Here is a 17,262-nt window from a genome sequence, read left to right as displayed (position 1 = left end):
GCTCCGGCCTCTGTGTTTGCTTATGCCGTGCGCGTCGCGGCTTTCAAGCTCTGCACAAAAGCTTTCAGCTCGCTTAACATCACTTCCGGCTTATCAAGATTCTGCTCGATAATCTTCACAATGGCCGAACCTGAAATCGCCCCAGCAGCGCCCGCAGCAACCGCATCCTTAACTTGCGAAGGTTCAGAAATCCCAAAACCTTGCAGTGAAGGGGCTGCACCAAACTCAGCCAGCTTTTCCACCAGGTGATGAAGCGGCAATTGAGCGCGTGTTTCGGCACCGGTTACACCAGCACGAGACAACAGATAAGTATAACCGCGACCATGTGTGGCGATTTCACGCAGCAGCGCGTCATCGGCATTCGGTGGACAAATGAAGATTGGCGCAACGTTGTGACGCATGGCGGCCTGGCGGAAAGGCGCAGACTCTTCAATCGGCACATCGGCAATCAGCACCGAATCGACACCCACTTTGGCGCACAGTGCATAAAACTCATCAATGCCACGGTTAAACACCAGGTTGGCGTACATCAGTAAGCCAATTGGGATGGTTGGGTGTTTCTGGCGAATTACCGCCAGCATTTCAAAGCATTGTGTTGGGGTGACACCGGCGGCAAATGCACGCAGTGCGGCATTCTGAATGGTTGGGCCATCAGCTAACGGGTCAGAGAAAGGAATACCCAACTCCAGCGCGTCAGCACCCGCTTCAATCAACGTGTCGATGATCTTCAAAGATTGTTCTGGTGATGGATCACCCAGAGTCACGAAAGGAACAAATGCACCTTCGCGGCGTTCTTGTAACTGCTCAAATGCGTGTTGATAACGTTCCATTAGATTTCCCCTCGCGCTTTCAAAATGTCGTGAACGGTGAAGATGTCTTTGTCACCACGGCCAGAGAGGTTCACCACCAACAGTTGTTCTTTTTCTGGATTTTCTTTCATCATCTTCAGGGCGTGAGCCAGCGCGTGCGAAGATTCCAGTGCCGGGATAATGCCTTCTTTGAGACACAACGTTTTGAAGGCTTCCAGAGCTTCGTCATCGGTAATCGAAACATAATCTGCACGGCCAATGCTGTTGAGGTGTGCATGCTGCGGCCCGACAGACGGGAAGTCCAGACCGGCAGAGATGGAATACGACTCTTCGATTTGGCCTTCGTCGGTTTGCATCATCGGCGATTTCATACCGAAGTAAATCCCCACACGGCCATGTTTCAGTGGCGCGCCGTGTTCACCGCTTTCGATACCGTGACCCGCCGGTTCAACACCAATCAGACCGACTTTAGGTTCGTTGATGAAATCAGCAAACATGCCGATGGCATTCGAACCACCGCCGACACAGGCGATAACCGCATCTGGCAGACGGCCTTCTTTTTCAAGGATCTGCGCTTTGGTTTCTTCGCCAATCATGCGCTGGAATTCACGCACGATAGTCGGGAATGGATGCGGGCCGGCTGCGGTGCCGAGCATATAGTGCGCGGTTTCGTAGCTGCCGGACCAGTCGCGCAGCGCTTCGTTACACGCATCTTTCAATGTGGCGGAACCACTATGTACTGGGATGACTTCTGCACCCATCAAACGCATACGGAACACGTTTGGCGACTGGCGCTCAACGTCTTTTGCACCCATGTAGATGCGGCATTTCAGGCCGAGCAGGGCGCTGGCTAAGGCTGATGCCACACCGTGTTGACCCGCACCGGTTTCGGCGATGATCTCAGTTTTGCCCATTTTCTTTGCCAGCAACGCCTGGCCGAGCACCTGGTTAGTTTTGTGCGCGCCGCCGTGCAGCAAATCTTCACGTTTTAAATAGAGGGTAGTTTTGGTGCCGGCTGTCAGGTTGCGGCACTTGGTCAGCGCTGTTGGACGGCCGGCGTAGTTTTTTAGCAGGTCGTTAAATTCAGCCTGAAATTCTGCATCGCTTTGTGCTGCTACAAACGCTTCTTCCAGTTGGCGCAGTGCAGGCATCAAAATTTGTGGCACGTACATGCCGCCAAACTCACCAAAATAGGGATTCAATAATGTCATGATATTTTCCTTAGTAAGCCCGCAGCGTCTGGAAGACGGCAGCCAGCTTGTTAGCATCTTTAATACCCGGTGCGCTTTCGACACCTGAGTTGAAATCTAAACCTACGCAGCCCGCTTTCGCTGCTTCTATGCAGTTATCAGCACCCAGTCCGCCAGCGAGAATCACGTTTTCCAGATTCTGGCCTGCAAGGAGTGACCAATCAAAACGTTGGCCGCTACCGCCCTGGCCGTTGTCGAACAGGTATTTATCGATATGGTTTAAATCACGAGCGGGCAGGCTTTCTTTGACACTTAACGCTTTCCAGATTTGGACACTTGCCGGAAGGGCTGCGCGAAGTTGGTCTATATAGGCCTGGTTTTCTTCGCCATGCAGCTGCACGGCGGCGAGATTAAATTGCTCTGCTTTTTGCACGACATTGCCAACTGGCGTGTCGCGGAACACTCCGACATATTTCAGCGGTGTTGCGGCAATAACTGCAGCGGCTGTTTCATCGCTGACAAAACGCGGTGATGCAGGCACAAAAATCAGGCCGCCATAAATTGCCCCGGCTTCGAAGGCGGCGCGGGCATCTTGCGGACGAGTCAGGCCACAGACTTTGTTTTCACCCAACGTTACACGGCGAACCGCAGCATTCAGGTCATCTTCACCCATCAGGGCCGAACCAATCAGGAAGCCGTTAGCAAAGTGGCTGAGTTCACGGATCTGGCCGTAGTTGCCGATCCCCGATTCGCTGATAACCGTCACACCGTGGCCTAAACGAGGCGCGAGCTGGCGAGTGCGGTTCAGGTCGATGGATAAATCGCGCAGGTCGCGGTTGTTGATACCGACAACTTTAGCTTTCAGCTCAATCGCACGTTCCAGCTCTTCTTCATTACTCACTTCTGTCAGCACGCCCATATTCAGGCTATGCGCAACTGCAGCAAGCTGGCGATACTGTTCGTCATCGAGCACCGACAACATCAGCAGACAAGCATCGGCCTGATAAAAACGCGCCAGCAGAATCTGATAGGCGTCGATAATAAAGTCTTTGCACAACACCGGTTGCGTGACGATGTTGCTGACAATGGGCAGGAAATCAAAACTGCCCTGGAAGTATTTCTCGTCTGTCAGTACCGAGATAGCAGACGCGTAGTGCTTATAAACGTTGGCAATGCGTGCCGGGTCAAAATCATCACGGATCACGCCTTTGGACGGAGACGCTTTTTTGCACTCCAGAATAAAGGCAGTTCGGGCACCTTGCAGTGCGTGATAAAAGTTGCGTGTCGCCGGCACAATGTTGTTCTGGAAACTTGCCAGGGTTTGTTGTTGCTTGCGTGCTTCAACCCAGATCGCCTTATCATCGACGATTTTCTTTAATACGGTTTCCTGCATGACTTATCCTCTTCCGGCCAGTGCTGTAACCCGGTCATATGCCGCGCCGCTGCGCAACACTTCCAGCACTCGTTGTGCGTTCGCTTTTAGATCTTCTTGCCCATGCAGACGCATTAACATAGCGACGTTCGCGGCTACTGCAGACTCATGAGCAGTCTCTCCTTTACCTTGTAACAGGCGGGTGAGAATGTCACGATTTTCTTCTGGCGTACCGCCTGCCAGCTGATCCTGATGATAAGCTGGCAGGCCAAAGTCGGTGGCTTCCAGTTGGTAGCTTTTGATCTCGCCATCGTGAAGTTCGGCAACCTGAGTGGTGGCATGCAGAGAAACTTCATCCATACCGCCGCTGTGTACCACTGCCGCACGTTTGTATCCCAGCACACGCAACGTTTCTGCAATCGGCAACACCAGTTCCGCACTGTAGACACCAATCAGCGCCATCTGTGGATGTGCGGGGTTAATCAACGGCCCAAGCACATTGAACAAGGTGCGCGTTTTTAGCTGCTGGCGCACAGGCATCGCGTGGCGAAAACCGGTGTGGTATTTCGGTGCAAACAGGAAGCAGACGCCCAAATCGTCAAGGGCTTTACGCGACGATTCAGCACTCATTTCCAGGTTAATACCGAAGGCGGCCAGTAAATCCGACGAGCCAGATTTGCTGGAAACGCTACGGTTACCGTGTTTGGCTACTTTCAGCCCAACCGCGGCGGCAACAAAGGCGCTGGCGGTGGAAATATTGATGCTGTTACTGCCATCGCCACCGGTACCGACGATGTCAGCAAACGGATAGTCCGGGCTTGGGAACGGTGCTGCGGCTTCCAGCAACGCGGTGGCTGCACCAGCGATTTCATTCGGATGTTCACCACGTACTTTCATACTGACCAGCGCCGCCGCCAGTTGTTCAGGTTTCAACTCGCCACGCACAATCGCGGCAAACAGCTGGTGGCTCTCTTCGCGGCTCAGGGTTTGCGCCTGATAAAGTTTGTCGAGAATAGGTTGCAGCGTGTTGGCTTGTTTTAATTTCAGCAGCGCCCAGTCGAGAGTTTGTTCAAGCAAACGTGCACCATGGGTGGTCAGAATGGATTCCGGATGGAACTGGAAACCACACACCCGATCTGCATCGTGGCGAACCGCCATCACCATGCCCTCAAAATGGGCGTTAATGGTTAAACCCGCCGGAATATTGCTGCCAACTAGTGAGTGATAACGGGCTACAGGAAGCGGGTTAGGCAAACCGGCAAACATCGCCTCGCCATCGTGAGAAATAATCGACGCTTTGCCATGCAGAATTTCACCTGCCTGACCGACATAACCGCCGTAAGCTTCAACAATCGCCTGGTGGCCCAGGCAAATACCAATAATCGGTAATTTGCCACGCAGACGCGTTAACAGTTCAGGCATACAACCTGCTTCGCTTGGCGCACCAGGGCCTGGCGAAAGCATCAGCACCGGGTTGTCCATGGTCGCCAGACGTTCAATTAAAGTCTGTGCAGGAACGTGATTGCGGTAAATAACCACATTGTGACCATTGGCACGCAGCTGATCGGCAAGGTTATAGGTGAACGAGTCGATGTTATCGAGCAGCAGAATGTCAGCCATCAGAAAATCTCCTGTGCGTGATGCGCGGTAGCAATGGCGCGCAATACAGCGCGGGCTTTGTTGCGGGTTTCATCGGCTTCAGATTGCGGCACAGAGTCCAGAACCACGCCAGCCCCGGCCTGAACGGTGGCGATGCCATTTTCAACGTAGGCGGAGCGAATGACGATGCAGGTATCCAAATCACCATGGGCGGTGAAGTAACCCACTGCACCACCATAACTGCCACGACGTACGCCTTCGGCTTTGGCAATCAGCTGCATAGCGCGAACTTTCGGTGCGCCGCTCAGGGTGCCCATATTCATGCAGGCGCGGTAGGCGTGCAGCACATCAAGATCTTTATGCAGCTCGCCAACCACGCGCGAAACCAGGTGCATCACAAAGGAATAACGGTCGACTTTAGTTAAGTCTGCAACATAACGGCTGCCAGGCGTGCAAATACGCGCCAGGTCGTTACGCGCTAAATCAACCAGCATCAGGTGCTCGGACATCTCTTTATGGTCGGTACGCATTTCCAGTTCAATGCGGCTATCGAGATCGCGGTCAAGCGTTCCGTCTGCACGGCGACCACGCGGGCGAGTCCCGGCAATCGGGTAGATTTCAATCTGGCGCGAAGTGGCATCATATTTGAGCGAGCTTTCCGGTGAGGCACCAAACAGGGTGAAGTCGTTATCCTGCATGAAGAACATGTACGGGCTTGGATTGCTCTTTTTCAGTGTCTGATAAGCGGTGAGCGGAGACGGGCAAGGCAGTGAAAAACGGCGCGATGGCACGACCTGGAATATCTCACCGATGCGAATTGCTTTCTGCATCTTACGAACCACGTCGCCAAATTCTTCATCGCTCTGGCTGCATTCGCAGGTCATGCTTTCCACTTTTTGTACCGGCAATGCAGCTGGTTCTTGCTCCATTTGTTTAATCAGCTGCGCAGTGCGCTGAAGCAAACGCTGTTTTTCTGCGGCTGATGGGGTAAACAAGCTCGCCTGGATGCGGGTGTGTTTTTTCTGATGGTCAATAACCAGCAGAGTTTCCGCCAGATAAAAACAGTAGTCAGGGCAACGGTTGTCTTGCACCAGTTCAGGCAAATCTTCAAAACCCGCGACCAGGTCATAGGCAAACAGGCCGCCGAAGAACATCGCTTCGCGCTCATTGACCGGCACAGTAACCAGTTGCTGCATTAAACGGAAAGCATCGAACACTGACAGCGAACACAGACGCGCATCTTCATCCAGCAGGGAACTAACAACCGGGAAGCGCAGAACTCGGCCCTGCGGAGAGTGTGTGTTTTCAACACCCGCAGGCAGCGCGGCATCAAGCAGGGGTAGCAGTGAGGCACCGTTATCTGAAAGCGCATGAATGGTTACAGTGTCACCTAATGCAGTAATGCGCAGCGCGCTGTCAACTAACAGCAGGCTTTTCAAATCGTCTTTACTATCGATATCTGCCGATTCCAGCAACAACGTTGCCGGACGCGCTCCGCACAGCTGATGGAAAACTGCGCCAGGGTTATCGCGATAGGGCGCTTCATTAATCAGGAGTTCGAGCGCTGGTTTTTGTGTTTGCATGTTCTGCTCTCATATTTTGTTCAAAAAAAAGCCCGCTTCGTTGGCGGGCCTGGTATCTGGGCTGAATTACAGCCATAGCGATTACACTGCCCGTTATCAGGAAGTACGCCACCAGCTGTGCATGCGGATTATCGCTTTCATTTTCAGATACCTTTATCGTGTGAACTTGCGTACTAGTTAACTAGTTCGATGATTCAAAGTCAATAGCGATTTTTAGTTATCGATAAAATCGCTATGATGAGCGGCGTTTTTTAAGTTTACTAACACACCCGGAGCCATTTTGAGCGAACCCACACTTGCGGTGATTTACGACTTACATAGCCATACCACCGCGTCAGATGGCCTGTTAACGCCCGAGGCGTTGGTGCAACGTGCTGTCGATATGCGTGTTGGTATTCTGGCAATCACCGACCATGACACAGTAGCCGGAATTGCCGCGGCAAGGGAAGCAGTATCACGTCTGCAATTGCCATTGCGTTTAATCAGTGGTGTTGAGATTTCCACCCTCTGGGAAAATCATGAAATCCATATCGTTGGGTTAGGTGTTGATGAACATCACCCGGCACTGGCGGAATTTTTGGCGCAACAAAGTGAGCGCCGTGTACAACGTGCGGCGTTGATCGCCGAACGGCTTGAAAAAGCACATATCCCCGGTGCGTTAGAAGGCGCGATGCGCCATGCCAACGGCGGGGAAGTCACGCGTGGGCATTTTGCACGTTACCTGGTGGAGTGCGGTAAAGCCAAGACCATGGCGGACGTGTTTAAGAAATATCTCGCAAAAGGGAAAACCGGTTACGTTCCGCCACAGTGGTGTACAATAGAACAAGCTATTGATGTGATTCATCATTCTGGCGGGCAGGCGGTTCTGGCACATCCAGGCCGTTATGACCTGACGGCTAAATGGCTGAAAAGATTGCTGGCGCAGTTTGCCGAAAGTGGTGGCGATGCCATGGAAGTCGCGCAGTGTCAGCAAGCCCCCAATGAGCGCACCCTGCTTGCCAGTTATGCCCAGCAGTTTAATTTGTTGGCATCACAGGGCTCAGATTTCCATATGCCGTGTGCGTGGATTGAGCTAGGACGCAAGCTTTGGCTCCCGGCAGGTGTGGTGCCTGTCTGGCAGAATTGGGGTGGCGGCCACATCGCAAAAGAGAGGGTTTTATGAGTCAATTTTTCTATATTCACCCGGATAACCCACAGCAGCGCCTGATCAACCAGGCGGTTGAAATTGTTCGCAAGGGCGGCGTGATTGTTTACCCAACCGACTCGGGTTATGCACTGGGCTGTAAACTTGAAGATAAAACGGCAATGGAGCGTATTTGCCGCATTCGCCAATTACCCGACGGGCACAATTTTACCTTGATGTGCCGTGATTTGTCGGAGCTTTCAACTTACGCATTTGTTGATAACGTGGCGTTTCGCTTAATCAAAAATAACACGCCAGGTAATTACACTTTTATTCTCAAAGGCACCAAAGAAGTTCCGCGTCGTTTGTTGCAGGAAAAACGCAAAACCATCGGTTTGCGAGTGCCGTCGAATCCGATTGCGTTAGCCTTGCTGGAAGTCCTGGACCAACCGATGTTATCAACATCGCTGATGCTGCCAGGCAGTGAGTTTACGGAGTCAGATCCGGAAGAAATCAAAGACCGCCTGGAGAAGGTTGTCGATCTGGTTATCCACGGTGGTTATCTTGGCCAGCAACCGACAACCGTGGTTGATTTAACGGATGATGCACCAGTGGTTATTCGTGAAGGCGTGGGCGACGCAAAACCTTTCTTATAAGTGCATCTACAGCTATACTGTCCGGCCTAAAATGGGGCTGATGTGCCCCATTATCCCAATTCGACGCCTGTGAAGGCGACACCCGAGGAAGCTCAATGAGCGATAAGAGCGAAAAGTTACAAAAAGTCCTGGCTCGCGCCGGCCACGGTTCACGCCGTGAAATTGAAACCATTATCTCCGCAGGCCGCGTTAGCGTTGATGGCAAAATTGCCAAGCTGGGCGACCGTGTTGAAGTGACTCAGGCCCTGAAAATCCGTATTGATGGTCACCTGATCTCGATTAAAGAATCCGCAGAACAGATTTGTCGCGTGCTGGCTTACTATAAGCCGGAAGGCGAATTGTGTACGCGTAACGATCCGGAAGGGCGTCCAACTGTATTTGACCGTTTACCAAAACTGCGCGGTGCGCGCTGGATTGCGGTCGGTCGTCTGGATGTGAACACCTGCGGTCTGCTGCTTTTCACGACGGATGGTGAGCTGGCAAACCGCCTGATGCACCCAAGCCGTGAAGTAGAGCGTGAGTATGCAGTGCGTGTCTTCGGCGAAATTGACGACGACAAAGTGAAGCAACTCGGTCGTGGTGTGCAGCTTGAAGATGGCCCGGCCGCATTTAAAACCATCAAGTTTACCGGTGGCGAAGGCATTAACCAATGGTACAACGTGACCCTGACCGAAGGCCGCAACCGTGAAGTGCGTCGCCTGTGGGAAGCGGTAGGTGTGCAGGTTAGCCGCTTGATCCGTGTGCGTTACGGTGACATTCAGTTGCCGAAAGGCTTGCCACGTGGCGGCTATACTGAACTCGACCTGGGCCCAACCAACTATCTGCGTAAGCTGGTAGAGTTGCCGGAAGAGACAGAAAGCAAAGTGGCGGTTGAAAAAGACCGTCGTCGCATGAAGGCGAACCAGATTCGTCGTGCGGTGAAACGCCACACGCAAACCACTGGCGGCGGCCGCCGTGGTGGACGCAGCAGCTAAAATATCAAACCCCTCAACTGAGGGGTTTTTTACTAATAGTCGATACCTATCTGTGCTTTAACACCCGCATCAAAAGCATGTTTCACCGGCCTCAATTCACTCACCGTATCCGCCACTTCAAGAATATCCCGATGACACCCACGGCCAGTAATAATCACGGTCTGGTTCTCAGGACGCTGTGTCAGCGCGGCCAGCACCTCTTCTAGCGGTAAATAATCGTATGCCACCATATAGGTTATTTCGTCGAGGATAACCATATCCAGTGCGCTATCGGCGAGCATACGCTTTGCGTGTTGCCACACTTCCTGGCAGGCGGCGGTATCCGTTTCGCGGTTTTGCGTGTCCCAGGTAAAACCTGTCGCCATTACCTGAAATTCGACACCGGCAGGTTCGAGTAAATTACGCTCCCCATTCGGCCATTGACCTTTGATAAACTGAATGACGCCCACTTTTTGTCCGTGCCCAACTGCGCGGGTTGCGGTGCCAAATGCTGCAGTAGTTTTACCTTTACCGTTCCCGGTAAAGACAATCAAAATACCGCGTTCTTCTTGCGCTGCTGCAACACGGGCATCCACTTTTTCTTTCTGGCGCTGCTGGCGTTGTTGATAACGATCTTCACTCATTCGGAAATTCCTGGTCTACGGTTGGGTTGCGCGTCAAAGCTCATGCCTGTTTTACGGCGACTATCATCACCCATCAGCCATAAATAAAGCGGCATTAAATCCCGCGGTGTTTTCAGCTTTTCGGGGTCTTCAGTTGGAAATGCACTGGCGCGCATGGCGGTGCGCGTCCCGCCTGGATTAATGCAATTTACGCGTAGGTTATGCTGTTTATATTCCTCAGCCAACACCTGCATCATGCCCTCAGTGGCGAATTTTGACACCGCGTATGCCCCCCAACCCGCACGACCCTGACGACCAACACTGGAGCTGGTAAACACCAGCGAACCTGAATCTGACTTCAGTAATAAAGGAAGCAGGGCCTGGGTCAGAAAGAAGGTGACGTTGACATTCACCTGCATGACGTTGTGCCACGTTTGCGGATCTTGTTCGTCCATTGGCCGAACATCGCCGAGAATCCCTGCATTGTGTAATACTCCATCCATACGAGGAATGAGCCCGGAAAGTTTTTGCGCCAGATGCTGGCAATCTGCAGGTGTAGCGGTGGCAAAATCCAGCACGAACCAGTGTGGCTGGCCACCGAAGCGGGTGTTAATCTCCTGGGCTGTGGTGCGTAATTTTTCTTCATTACGCCCCAACAACACGAGGCTTGCCCCATAACGCGCATAGGTTAAGGCGGCTTCACGCCCGATGCCATCGCTGGCACCGGTGACTAAAATGATGCGGTTTTGCAGTAAATCAGTTTTCGGTTGATAGTGCACTTTCAACTCCTCGCGCGATGCAAAGCTCGCGTCTTAATTCTCAGAAATGCCTGGGTTTATTTGGCCTTCAGGCTTTATGCCTGAAAGAGGCGGTTATTTCAATCAGGCAACAGGAGACAATACCTTTGATTAACATTTTGCAAAAGTTTCCTTTTACTAAAGCCGTTCAGGAATGCATCTCGCAGCATTTATAGTTGGTTGCAGACGTAGAATCAGTGCTCGGTTACACTGGGCGACAGGTATTTAATGCTCTGAACGGAAGGCGGAAAGTGTGGATCTAATTGCAAACTATGGGCTGTTTTTGGCGAAAATCGTCACTGTCGTTGCGGCTATTGGCATTCTTGTCACCATTATCGTGAATGTGGCAGGGCGTAAAAGACATCAGCGTGGGGAATTACATCTCACCAATTTAAGTGAACAATATCAGGAAATGCAGGAAGAAATGCAGGTGGCAAGGCTTGACCATCACCAGCAAAAAATCTGGCATAAAGCAGAGAAGAAAAAACATAAGCTGGAAGCAAAACAAGCTAAAGCGCGTGCTAAACGGGGTGAAAAGGTTATTTCTGATAAACCAACACTTTATGTATTGGATTTTAAAGGAAGTATGGATGCCCACGAAGTGACTTCGCTTCGTGAAGAGATAACAGCGGTATTAGCGGTCGTCAAACCTGAGGATGAAGTTCTACTGCGCCTGGAGAGCCCAGGCGGAGTCGTGCATGGTTATGGCCTGGCTGCTTCGCAATTGCAGCGCCTGCGTGACAACAAAGTCCGTCTGACGGTCGCAGTGGATAAAGTAGCTGCCAGCGGTGGCTATATGATGGCTTGTGTGGCAGACAAAATTGTCGCAGCACCGTTTTCTATTATTGGCTCGATTGGTGTAGTCGCGCAGGTGCCTAACTTCCATCGCCTGTTAAAACGTAATGATATAGATGTTGAGCTGCATACCGCAGGGCAATACAAGCGCACCTTGACGTTGTTTGGTGAAAACACCGAGCAGGGGCGTGAGAAATTCCGCGAAGACCTCAATGAAACTCACCTGCTATTTAAGCAGTTTGTTCATGACATGCGCCCGACACTTGATATCGATTCGGTGGCGACAGGTGAGCACTGGTACGGTACGCAAGCACTGGAAAAAGGCTTGATTGATGCAGTAAGCACCAGCGACGATTTACTGATCAATCTGATGAAAAATCATGAAGTGATTAATGTTCACTATACGCGCCGTAAGAAAATGATGGACAGATTTACCGGCAGTGCGGCAAATAGCGTTGATAACCTGCTGATGCGCTGGTGGCAGCGTGGTGAAAAACCATTGCTGTAAGCCAGTTATGGCTGAACAACATTAAATGAAAACGAGGCCATTTGGCCTCGTTTTTTTCATTAGTCTTGCAGGTGATATTTATCTGCAAACACATGCGCAAGATGCTTAAACATATTAAAAATCGCGGTGCTTTTCCCGGTAGGTAAGCCTTGCTCATCAAGGAAGTATTCACCTTTGAACACCAGCACCCCGTTTTTTTGCTCTACGTCCGTTGCTTCCATTCCGTGCATGAAGTCTTCATGTGCGCGGATGACTTTGTTGGCTTCAACGAGTAGTGATTGTTTATCGATAGGTTGAGTGGTTGGTTTCATTATTTCCTCCTTTAAAAACTGGCAGTAGTGTACTTCCGCTATACTGCAAAGGGCAATATTCCTGAGTAAACCCAGGGTGATTTAATCCGTTTACTGTTCTGGCAGGAATCGCTGCTGCATGCTAATAAAGTTGCTTAACTCATTTTATCAGGTAGAGTGTGACGCTTTCGCAAATCTGGCAACGGAATTGCTTGACATTCAACCAAACTTCCGTCGTGCTATGTCACCGATGCGAAAGACTCGCTATCTCAATCACCTGCGCATTTAGCTCAATCAGGCTGGTGATGAAAAAAGAGTTGATATCCATTGACGCTGTCGCAATATAGAAAAGCGAGTCGCCAGTGGAAGGTGAAAGTAACGTGCGACGTTCCTGGAAGAATTACATTAGGTAAGGTGAATATGGGTAAAGCTCTCGTCATCGTTGAGTCCCCGGCAAAAGCCAAAACGATCAACAAATATCTCGGCAATGACTACGTGGTTAAGTCCAGCGTAGGTCATATCCGTGATTTGCCGACCAGTGGATCAACCACCAAGAAGAGCGCTGACTCCGCCTCCACCAAAGGGACCAAAAAGGTCAAAAAGGATGAACGCGGCGCGCTCGTAAATCGTATGGGTGTCGATCCCTGGCACAACTGGGAAGCACAATATGAAGTGCTGCCTGGTAAAGAAAAAGTGGTTTCAGAACTGAAATCACTGGCTGAAAAAGCAGACCATATCTATCTCGCAACCGACCTTGACCGCGAAGGGGAAGCCATTGCATGGCACCTGCGGGAAGTTATCGGTGGTGATGACACGCGTTATAGCCGCGTGGTGTTTAACGAAATTACTAAAAATGCCATTCAACAGGCGTTTGAAAAGCCGGGCGAACTGAATATCGACCGTGTTAACGCACAGCAAGCGCGTCGCTTTATGGACCGTGTTGTGGGTTATATGGTGTCGCCGCTGCTGTGGAAGAAAATTGCCCGTGGCCTGTCTGCCGGCCGCGTACAGTCTGTTGCTGTACGTCTGGTTGTTGACCGCGAACGCGAAATTAAAGCGTTTGTGCCAGAAGAATATTGGGAAGTTGACGCGAATCTGACGACGCCGAAAGGTGACAGTCTGCCGGTTCAGGTCAGCCACCATAAAGACAAACCGTTCCGCCCGGTTAACCGCGAGCAGACCATGTCTGCGGTTAGCGAGTTGGAAAAAGCACGTTACTCAGTGCTTGAGCGTGAAGATAAACCAACCAGCAGCAAGCCTGGTGCGCCGTTTATCACATCCACGTTGCAGCAAGCCGCAAGTACCCGTCTTGGTTTTGGTGTGAAGAAAACCATGATGATGGCTCAGCGTCTGTATGAAGCGGGTCACATTACTTACATGCGTACCGACTCAACCAACTTGAGCCAGGATGCCGTGGGCATGGTGCGTGGCTATATCGAAGAGAGTTTCGGTAAGAAATATCTTCCAGCCGCTGCAAACCAGTATTCCAGCAAAGAAAACTCGCAAGAAGCGCACGAAGCGATTCGTCCTTCTGACGTGAGTGTGGTTGCTGAGTCGCTTAAAGATATGGAAGCTGACGCGCAAAAACTCTACCAGTTGATCTGGCGTCAGTTTGTAGCGTGTCAGATGACTCCTGCACAATACGACTCCACCACCCTAACGGTGCAAGCGGGTGATTTCCGTCTTAAAACGCGTGGTCGCACGCTGCGTTTTGATGGCTGGACGAAAGTAATGCCTGCGCTGCGCAAGGGCGACGAAGACCGCACATTGCCTGCTGTTGAGCAGGGTGATGAACTGGCGCTTGTAGAAGTCATCCCTGGACAGCACTTTACCAAACCACCGGCGCGCTTTAGTGAAGCCTCGTTGGTTAAAGAGCTGGAAAAACGTGGCATTGGCCGTCCGTCTACCTACGCATCGATCATTTCCACCATCCAGGATCGTGGTTATGTGCGTGTGGAAAACCGCCGTTTCTATGCGGAGAAAATGGGTGAAATTGTTACCGACCGCCTGGAAGAAAACTTCCGCGAGTTGATGAACTACGATTTCACCGCGCAAATGGAAAGCAGCCTCGACCAGGTCGCTAACAATCAGGCCGAGTGGAAAGGGGTGTTGGATAACTTCTTCAGTGATTTCAGTGAACAGTTGGGTAAAGCTGAACTGGATCCGGAAGAAGGCGGCATGCGTCCAAACCAAATGGTTCTGACCAGTATCGATTGCCCAACGTGTAGTCGTCAAATGGGTATCCGTACCGCCAGTACTGGTGTGTTCTTAGGTTGCTCAGGTTACGCGTTGCCCGTCAAAGAGCGTTGCAAAACCACCATTAACCTGGTGCCGGAAAATGAAGTCCTCAACGTCCTCGAAGGGGATGATGCGGAAACCAATGCGCTGCGTGCGAAACGTCGTTGTGCTAAATGCGGCACCGCAATGGACAGCTATCTCATCGATCCGAAACGTAAGTTACATGTTTGTGGTAACAACCCAACTTGTGATGGCTACGAAATCGAAGAGGGTGAGTTCCGCATCAAAGGTTATGACGGTCCAATTGTTGAGTGTGAGAAATGTGGTTCTGAAATGCACCTGAAAATGGGGCGTTTTGGTAAGTACATGGCTTGTACTAACGACGATTGTAAAAATACCCGTAAGATCCTGCGTAATGGCGATGTGGCTCCACCGAAGGAAGATCCGGTTCCATTACCAGAGTTGCCTTGTGAGAAATCAGACGCGTACTTTGTACTGCGTGATGGCGCGGCCGGTGTTTTCCTTGCGGCAAACACTTTCCCGAAATCTCGTGAAACACGTGCGCCACTGGTTGAAGAACTGTATCGCTTCCGTGACCGTCTGCCAGAAAAACTGCGTTATCTGGCTGATGCACCACAGCAAGACGCTGATGGCAATAAAGCCGTTGTTCGTTTTAGCCGTAAGACGAAGCAGCAATATGTTTCCTCCGAGAAAGAAGGCAAAGCGACCGGTTGGTCTGCGTTCTTTGTGGATGGTAAGTGGGTTGAAGGGAAGAAGTAACTCTCTTTAACATTGAAAGCCGGGGCCTGTGCTCCGGCTTTTTTATATCTGCGTATATAACCTTATTATTATTTTTTCTTTCAAACTATACATAGAAGATATAACTGATATAGTGGCTTAAGAAAATTTCACCACGTCTGAATCCCCGTCGCTGTTCATACCGGGGCTGCTTTTACTGCGGATGGAACACCATGAAACTACAGCAACTTCGTTATATCGTCGAGGTGGTCAACCACAACCTCAACGTCTCTTCGACGGCCGAAGGGCTTTATACTTCTCAGCCGGGGATCAGTAAACAAGTTCGGATGTTGGAAGATGAACTGGGGATTCAGATCTTTGCTCGTAGCGGCAAGCACCTGACGCAGGTGACGCCTGCGGGACAAGAGATTATCCGTATCGCCCGTGAAGTGCTGTCGAAAGTCGATGCGATTAAATCGGTCGCGGGTGAGCACACCTGGCCTGATAAAGGTTCTTTGTACGTCGCCACGACGCATACACAAGCGCGTTACGCGCTGCCGAATGTGATCAAAGGCTTTATTGAACGCTATCCGCGAGTATCGCTTCACATGCACCAGGGCTCGCCAACGCAAATTGCGGAAGCGGTTTCCAAGGGGAATGCTGATTTTGCGATAGCAACCGAAGCATTACACCTTTACGATGATTTGGTGATGCTGCCGTGCTATCACTGGAACCGTTCGATCGTTGTCACCCCAGATCATCCGTTAGCATCGAAAGAGTCTGTCTCTATCGAAGAGCTGGCGCAATATCCGTTGGTCACTTACACCTTTGGTTTTACTGGGCGCTCCGAGCTGGATACCGCATTTAATCGTGCAGGTTTGACGCCGCGTATTGTGTTTACCGCAACAGATGCTGACGTGATTAAAACTTATGTAAGGTTGGGGTTAGGTGTGGGCGTGATAGCCAGTATGGCGGTTGATCCTGTCTCTGACCCGGATCTGGTCCGTATTGAAGCACAGGGCGTATTCAGCCACAGCACGACCAAAATTGGTTTCCGCCGCAGCACGTTCTTACGTAGTTACATGTATGATTTTATTCAGCGTTTCGCACCACATCTGACTCGTGATGTTGTCGATACTGCGGTCGCATTACGTTCAAACGAAGATATTGAGGCGATGTTCAAAGATATTAAGTTACCCGCAAAATAATATCCCAAGGTATCTTTTCCATAGGGAAAGATACCTCTTCTCAGTTGCACTTAAGAATATGTTTCAACCCGCCTGATAATTAATATCCCGTCAGATTTTTATTAACCATAAGATGTAAGTGGTTAATCTGTCTCAATTAAGAGACAAACGTAGATAATAATTTACCGCCATGCAAATTTAATGTTTCAATTATTTATTTGAGGTCAAAAGATTAAATCTTTTCCTGCAATCGGGGAGCAATTTCTCTGGCTTTTGTACTAGAGTTTCTTTAGGATTAATCCCAGTCAGCGATTAATTATACCGATTGTTTGAGTTTATATGATAAGTGGTGCCGATTGTATGAGGTTAGCAATGCCTTCTGGAAGTGAAGAACCGCAAAGGGAATCAGGGCTGAAACGTAAAGCCTGGATGGCGGTGTTTCTGGTCTCAGGTTTGTTTTGGCTAGTCGTTGCAGTGGCTGCATGGCATTTTTGGGGGTAACAATGACTTCCTTTGCTCAAACACAAGCGCAGAAAACGGTGCGTCAGAAAGATGACAAACCACAACAAGAAGCGAAACCTGGAAAGGCTCAGGTGCCAGAGTCGTGGCAACTGACGCAACAACAAAAAGACTTTATCGATCTGTTTTCAACAGACGAACATATTAAACAATAAATATAATTCTCATTTACCTTTATTTAACTTGCTGTCAGTCACACTTTATAATTAAGCGTGATTAAGAGCACACTCTTTAAGTAATCACTACACACAGCAATATTCAAATCGACTGATTAATTATTCA

General features: G+C 50.5%; 16 protein-coding genes and 1 other annotated feature. Of the genes, 8 read left to right on the top strand and 8 right to left on the bottom strand.

From position 1 onward, the window contains the following. Window positions 1-20: 20 nt before the first annotated feature. Genes trpA through D8682_RS03780 form a run of 5 tightly spaced genes read right to left on the bottom strand, consistent with a single transcriptional unit; the run spans window position 21 to window position 6,553 of the window. On the bottom strand, window positions 21-830 hold the full coding sequence (gene trpA / locus D8682_RS03800; RefSeq protein ID WP_064546333.1) for a tryptophan synthase subunit alpha: 810 nt from the start codon (window positions 828-830) through the stop codon (window positions 21-23). Next, window positions 830-2,023, bottom strand: a complete 1,194-nt coding sequence (trpB, locus tag D8682_RS03795; RefSeq protein ID WP_064546573.1) for a tryptophan synthase subunit beta — start codon at window positions 2,021-2,023, stop codon at window positions 830-832. Before trpB ends, trpA begins: the two co-directional genes overlap by 1 nt. A 7-nt stretch (window positions 2,024-2,030) precedes the next feature. Then, on the bottom strand, window positions 2,031-3,392 hold the full coding sequence (gene trpCF, locus D8682_RS03790; RefSeq protein ID WP_121813567.1) for a bifunctional indole-3-glycerol-phosphate synthase TrpC/phosphoribosylanthranilate isomerase TrpF: 1,362 nt from the start codon (window positions 3,390-3,392) through the stop codon (window positions 2,031-2,033). Window positions 3,393-3,395: 3 nt separating this feature from the next. Continuing rightward, window positions 3,396-4,991, bottom strand: a complete 1,596-nt coding sequence (gene trpD, locus D8682_RS03785; protein ID WP_121813566.1) for a bifunctional anthranilate synthase glutamate amidotransferase component TrpG/anthranilate phosphoribosyltransferase TrpD — start codon at window positions 4,989-4,991, stop codon at window positions 3,396-3,398. Continuing rightward, complete coding sequence (locus D8682_RS03780; protein ID WP_121813565.1) at window positions 4,991-6,553, bottom strand: anthranilate synthase component 1; 1,563 nt, start codon at window positions 6,551-6,553, stop codon at window positions 4,991-4,993. The genes trpD and D8682_RS03780 overlap by 1 nt, the downstream gene beginning before the upstream one ends. 22 nt (window positions 6,554-6,575) lie before the next feature. After that, window positions 6,576-6,673 (bottom strand) — a sequence feature (Trp leader region). A 160-nt stretch (window positions 6,674-6,833) separates the two neighbouring features. On the opposite strand from D8682_RS03780, the gene D8682_RS03770 reads away from it, so the two are divergent. The 3 genes from D8682_RS03770 to rluB all read left to right on the top strand — a co-directional run bounded on the left by D8682_RS03770 (window position 6,834) and on the right by rluB (window position 9,306). Beyond that, entirely contained in the window at window positions 6,834-7,715 is an 882-nt protein-coding gene (locus D8682_RS03770; protein ID WP_064546343.1) for a PHP domain-containing protein, read from the top strand. Then, complete coding sequence (locus D8682_RS03765) at window positions 7,712-8,332, top strand: L-threonylcarbamoyladenylate synthase (protein WP_121813564.1); 621 nt, start codon at window positions 7,712-7,714, stop codon at window positions 8,330-8,332. The genes D8682_RS03770 and D8682_RS03765 overlap by 4 nt, the downstream gene beginning before the upstream one ends. A gap of 95 nt (window positions 8,333-8,427) precedes the next feature. Beyond that, window positions 8,428-9,306 carry a 23S rRNA pseudouridine(2605) synthase RluB gene (gene rluB, locus D8682_RS03760; protein ID WP_064546347.1) on the top strand — a complete coding sequence of 293 codons (879 nt, stop codon included), beginning with the start codon at window positions 8,428-8,430 and terminating at the stop codon, window positions 9,304-9,306. Window positions 9,307-9,338: 32 nt separating this feature from the next. On the opposite strand, the gene cobO is transcribed toward rluB, so the two are convergent. Beyond that, window positions 9,339-9,929 (bottom strand): cob(I)yrinic acid a,c-diamide adenosyltransferase, encoded by a 591-nt coding sequence (gene cobO, locus D8682_RS03755; RefSeq protein ID WP_064546349.1) that lies wholly within the window; start codon window positions 9,927-9,929, stop codon window positions 9,339-9,341. Beyond that, on the bottom strand, window positions 9,926-10,687 hold the full coding sequence (locus D8682_RS03750) for a YciK family oxidoreductase (protein ID WP_121813563.1): 762 nt from the start codon (window positions 10,685-10,687) through the stop codon (window positions 9,926-9,928). Before D8682_RS03750 ends, cobO begins: the two co-directional genes overlap by 4 nt. 271 nt (window positions 10,688-10,958) lie before the next feature. On the opposite strand from D8682_RS03750, the gene sohB reads away from it, so the two are divergent. Next, a complete protein-coding gene (gene sohB / locus D8682_RS03745) occupies window positions 10,959-12,008 on the top strand; it encodes a protease SohB (protein ID WP_121813562.1) in 1,050 nt (349 codons plus the stop codon). Window positions 12,009-12,067: 59 nt separating this feature from the next. Here sohB and D8682_RS03740 read toward each other — a convergent pair whose 3' ends face one another. Then, on the bottom strand, window positions 12,068-12,319 hold the full coding sequence (locus tag D8682_RS03740) for a YciN family protein (protein ID WP_064546355.1): 252 nt from the start codon (window positions 12,317-12,319) through the stop codon (window positions 12,068-12,070). 399 nt (window positions 12,320-12,718) lie between these two features. Between D8682_RS03740 and topA the strand changes: the two genes are divergently transcribed. From topA to D8682_RS26660, 4 genes are all read left to right on the top strand, one after another. Beyond that, entirely contained in the window at window positions 12,719-15,316 is a 2,598-nt protein-coding gene (topA, locus tag D8682_RS03735; protein WP_064546357.1) for a type I DNA topoisomerase, read from the top strand. Between the two features lie 191 nt (window positions 15,317-15,507). Further along, window positions 15,508-16,482: an HTH-type transcriptional regulator CysB gene (cysB, locus tag D8682_RS03730; protein WP_064546360.1), complete on the top strand. Its 975-nt coding sequence runs from the start codon at window positions 15,508-15,510 to the stop codon at window positions 16,480-16,482. 318 nt (window positions 16,483-16,800) lie between these two features. Then, complete coding sequence (locus D8682_RS27320; protein ID WP_121813561.1) at window positions 16,801-16,962, top strand: YmiA family putative membrane protein; 162 nt, start codon at window positions 16,801-16,803, stop codon at window positions 16,960-16,962. Window positions 16,963-16,964: 2 nt separating this feature from the next. Beyond that, the gene (locus tag D8682_RS26660) at window positions 16,965-17,135 is read left to right on the top strand and encodes a hypothetical protein (protein ID WP_162302978.1); all 171 of its coding nucleotides are present in this window, start codon (window positions 16,965-16,967) and stop codon (window positions 17,133-17,135) included. Window positions 17,136-17,262 lie beyond the last annotated feature (127 nt).

It is taken from the genome of Buttiauxella sp. 3AFRM03 (genome assembly GCF_003675305.1).
Lineage (GTDB): Bacteria > Pseudomonadota > Gammaproteobacteria > Enterobacterales > Enterobacteriaceae > Buttiauxella > Buttiauxella ferragutiae.
Note: the sequence above shows the minus strand (reverse complement) of the source record. Positions and strands in the feature narration are given on the sequence as shown.

Coding starts and splice junctions, on each gene's coding strand:
- trpA (WP_064546333.1), bottom strand. CDS start 830: ATGGAACGTTATCAACACGCATTTGAGCAGTTACAAGAACGCCGCGAA.
- trpCF (WP_121813567.1), bottom strand. CDS start 3,392: ATGCAGGAAACCGTATTAAAGAAAATCGTCGATGATAAGGCGATCTGG.
- trpD (WP_121813566.1), bottom strand. CDS start 4,991: ATGGCTGACATTCTGCTGCTCGATAACATCGACTCGTTCACCTATAAC.
- D8682_RS03780 (WP_121813565.1), bottom strand. CDS start 6,553: ATGCAAACACAAAAACCAGCGCTCGAACTCCTGATTAATGAAGCGCCC.
- D8682_RS03765 (WP_121813564.1), top strand. CDS start 7,712: ATGAGTCAATTTTTCTATATTCACCCGGATAACCCACAGCAGCGCCTG.
- rluB (WP_064546347.1), top strand. CDS start 8,428: ATGAGCGATAAGAGCGAAAAGTTACAAAAAGTCCTGGCTCGCGCCGGC.
- cobO (WP_064546349.1), bottom strand. CDS start 9,929: ATGAGTGAAGATCGTTATCAACAACGCCAGCAGCGCCAGAAAGAAAAA.
- D8682_RS03740 (WP_064546355.1), bottom strand. CDS start 12,319: ATGAAACCAACCACTCAACCTATCGATAAACAATCACTACTCGTTGAA.
- topA (WP_064546357.1), top strand. CDS start 12,719: ATGGGTAAAGCTCTCGTCATCGTTGAGTCCCCGGCAAAAGCCAAAACG.
- cysB (WP_064546360.1), top strand. CDS start 15,508: ATGAAACTACAGCAACTTCGTTATATCGTCGAGGTGGTCAACCACAAC.
- D8682_RS27320 (WP_121813561.1), top strand. CDS start 16,801: ATGATAAGTGGTGCCGATTGTATGAGGTTAGCAATGCCTTCTGGAAGT.
- D8682_RS26660 (WP_162302978.1), top strand. CDS start 16,965: ATGACTTCCTTTGCTCAAACACAAGCGCAGAAAACGGTGCGTCAGAAA.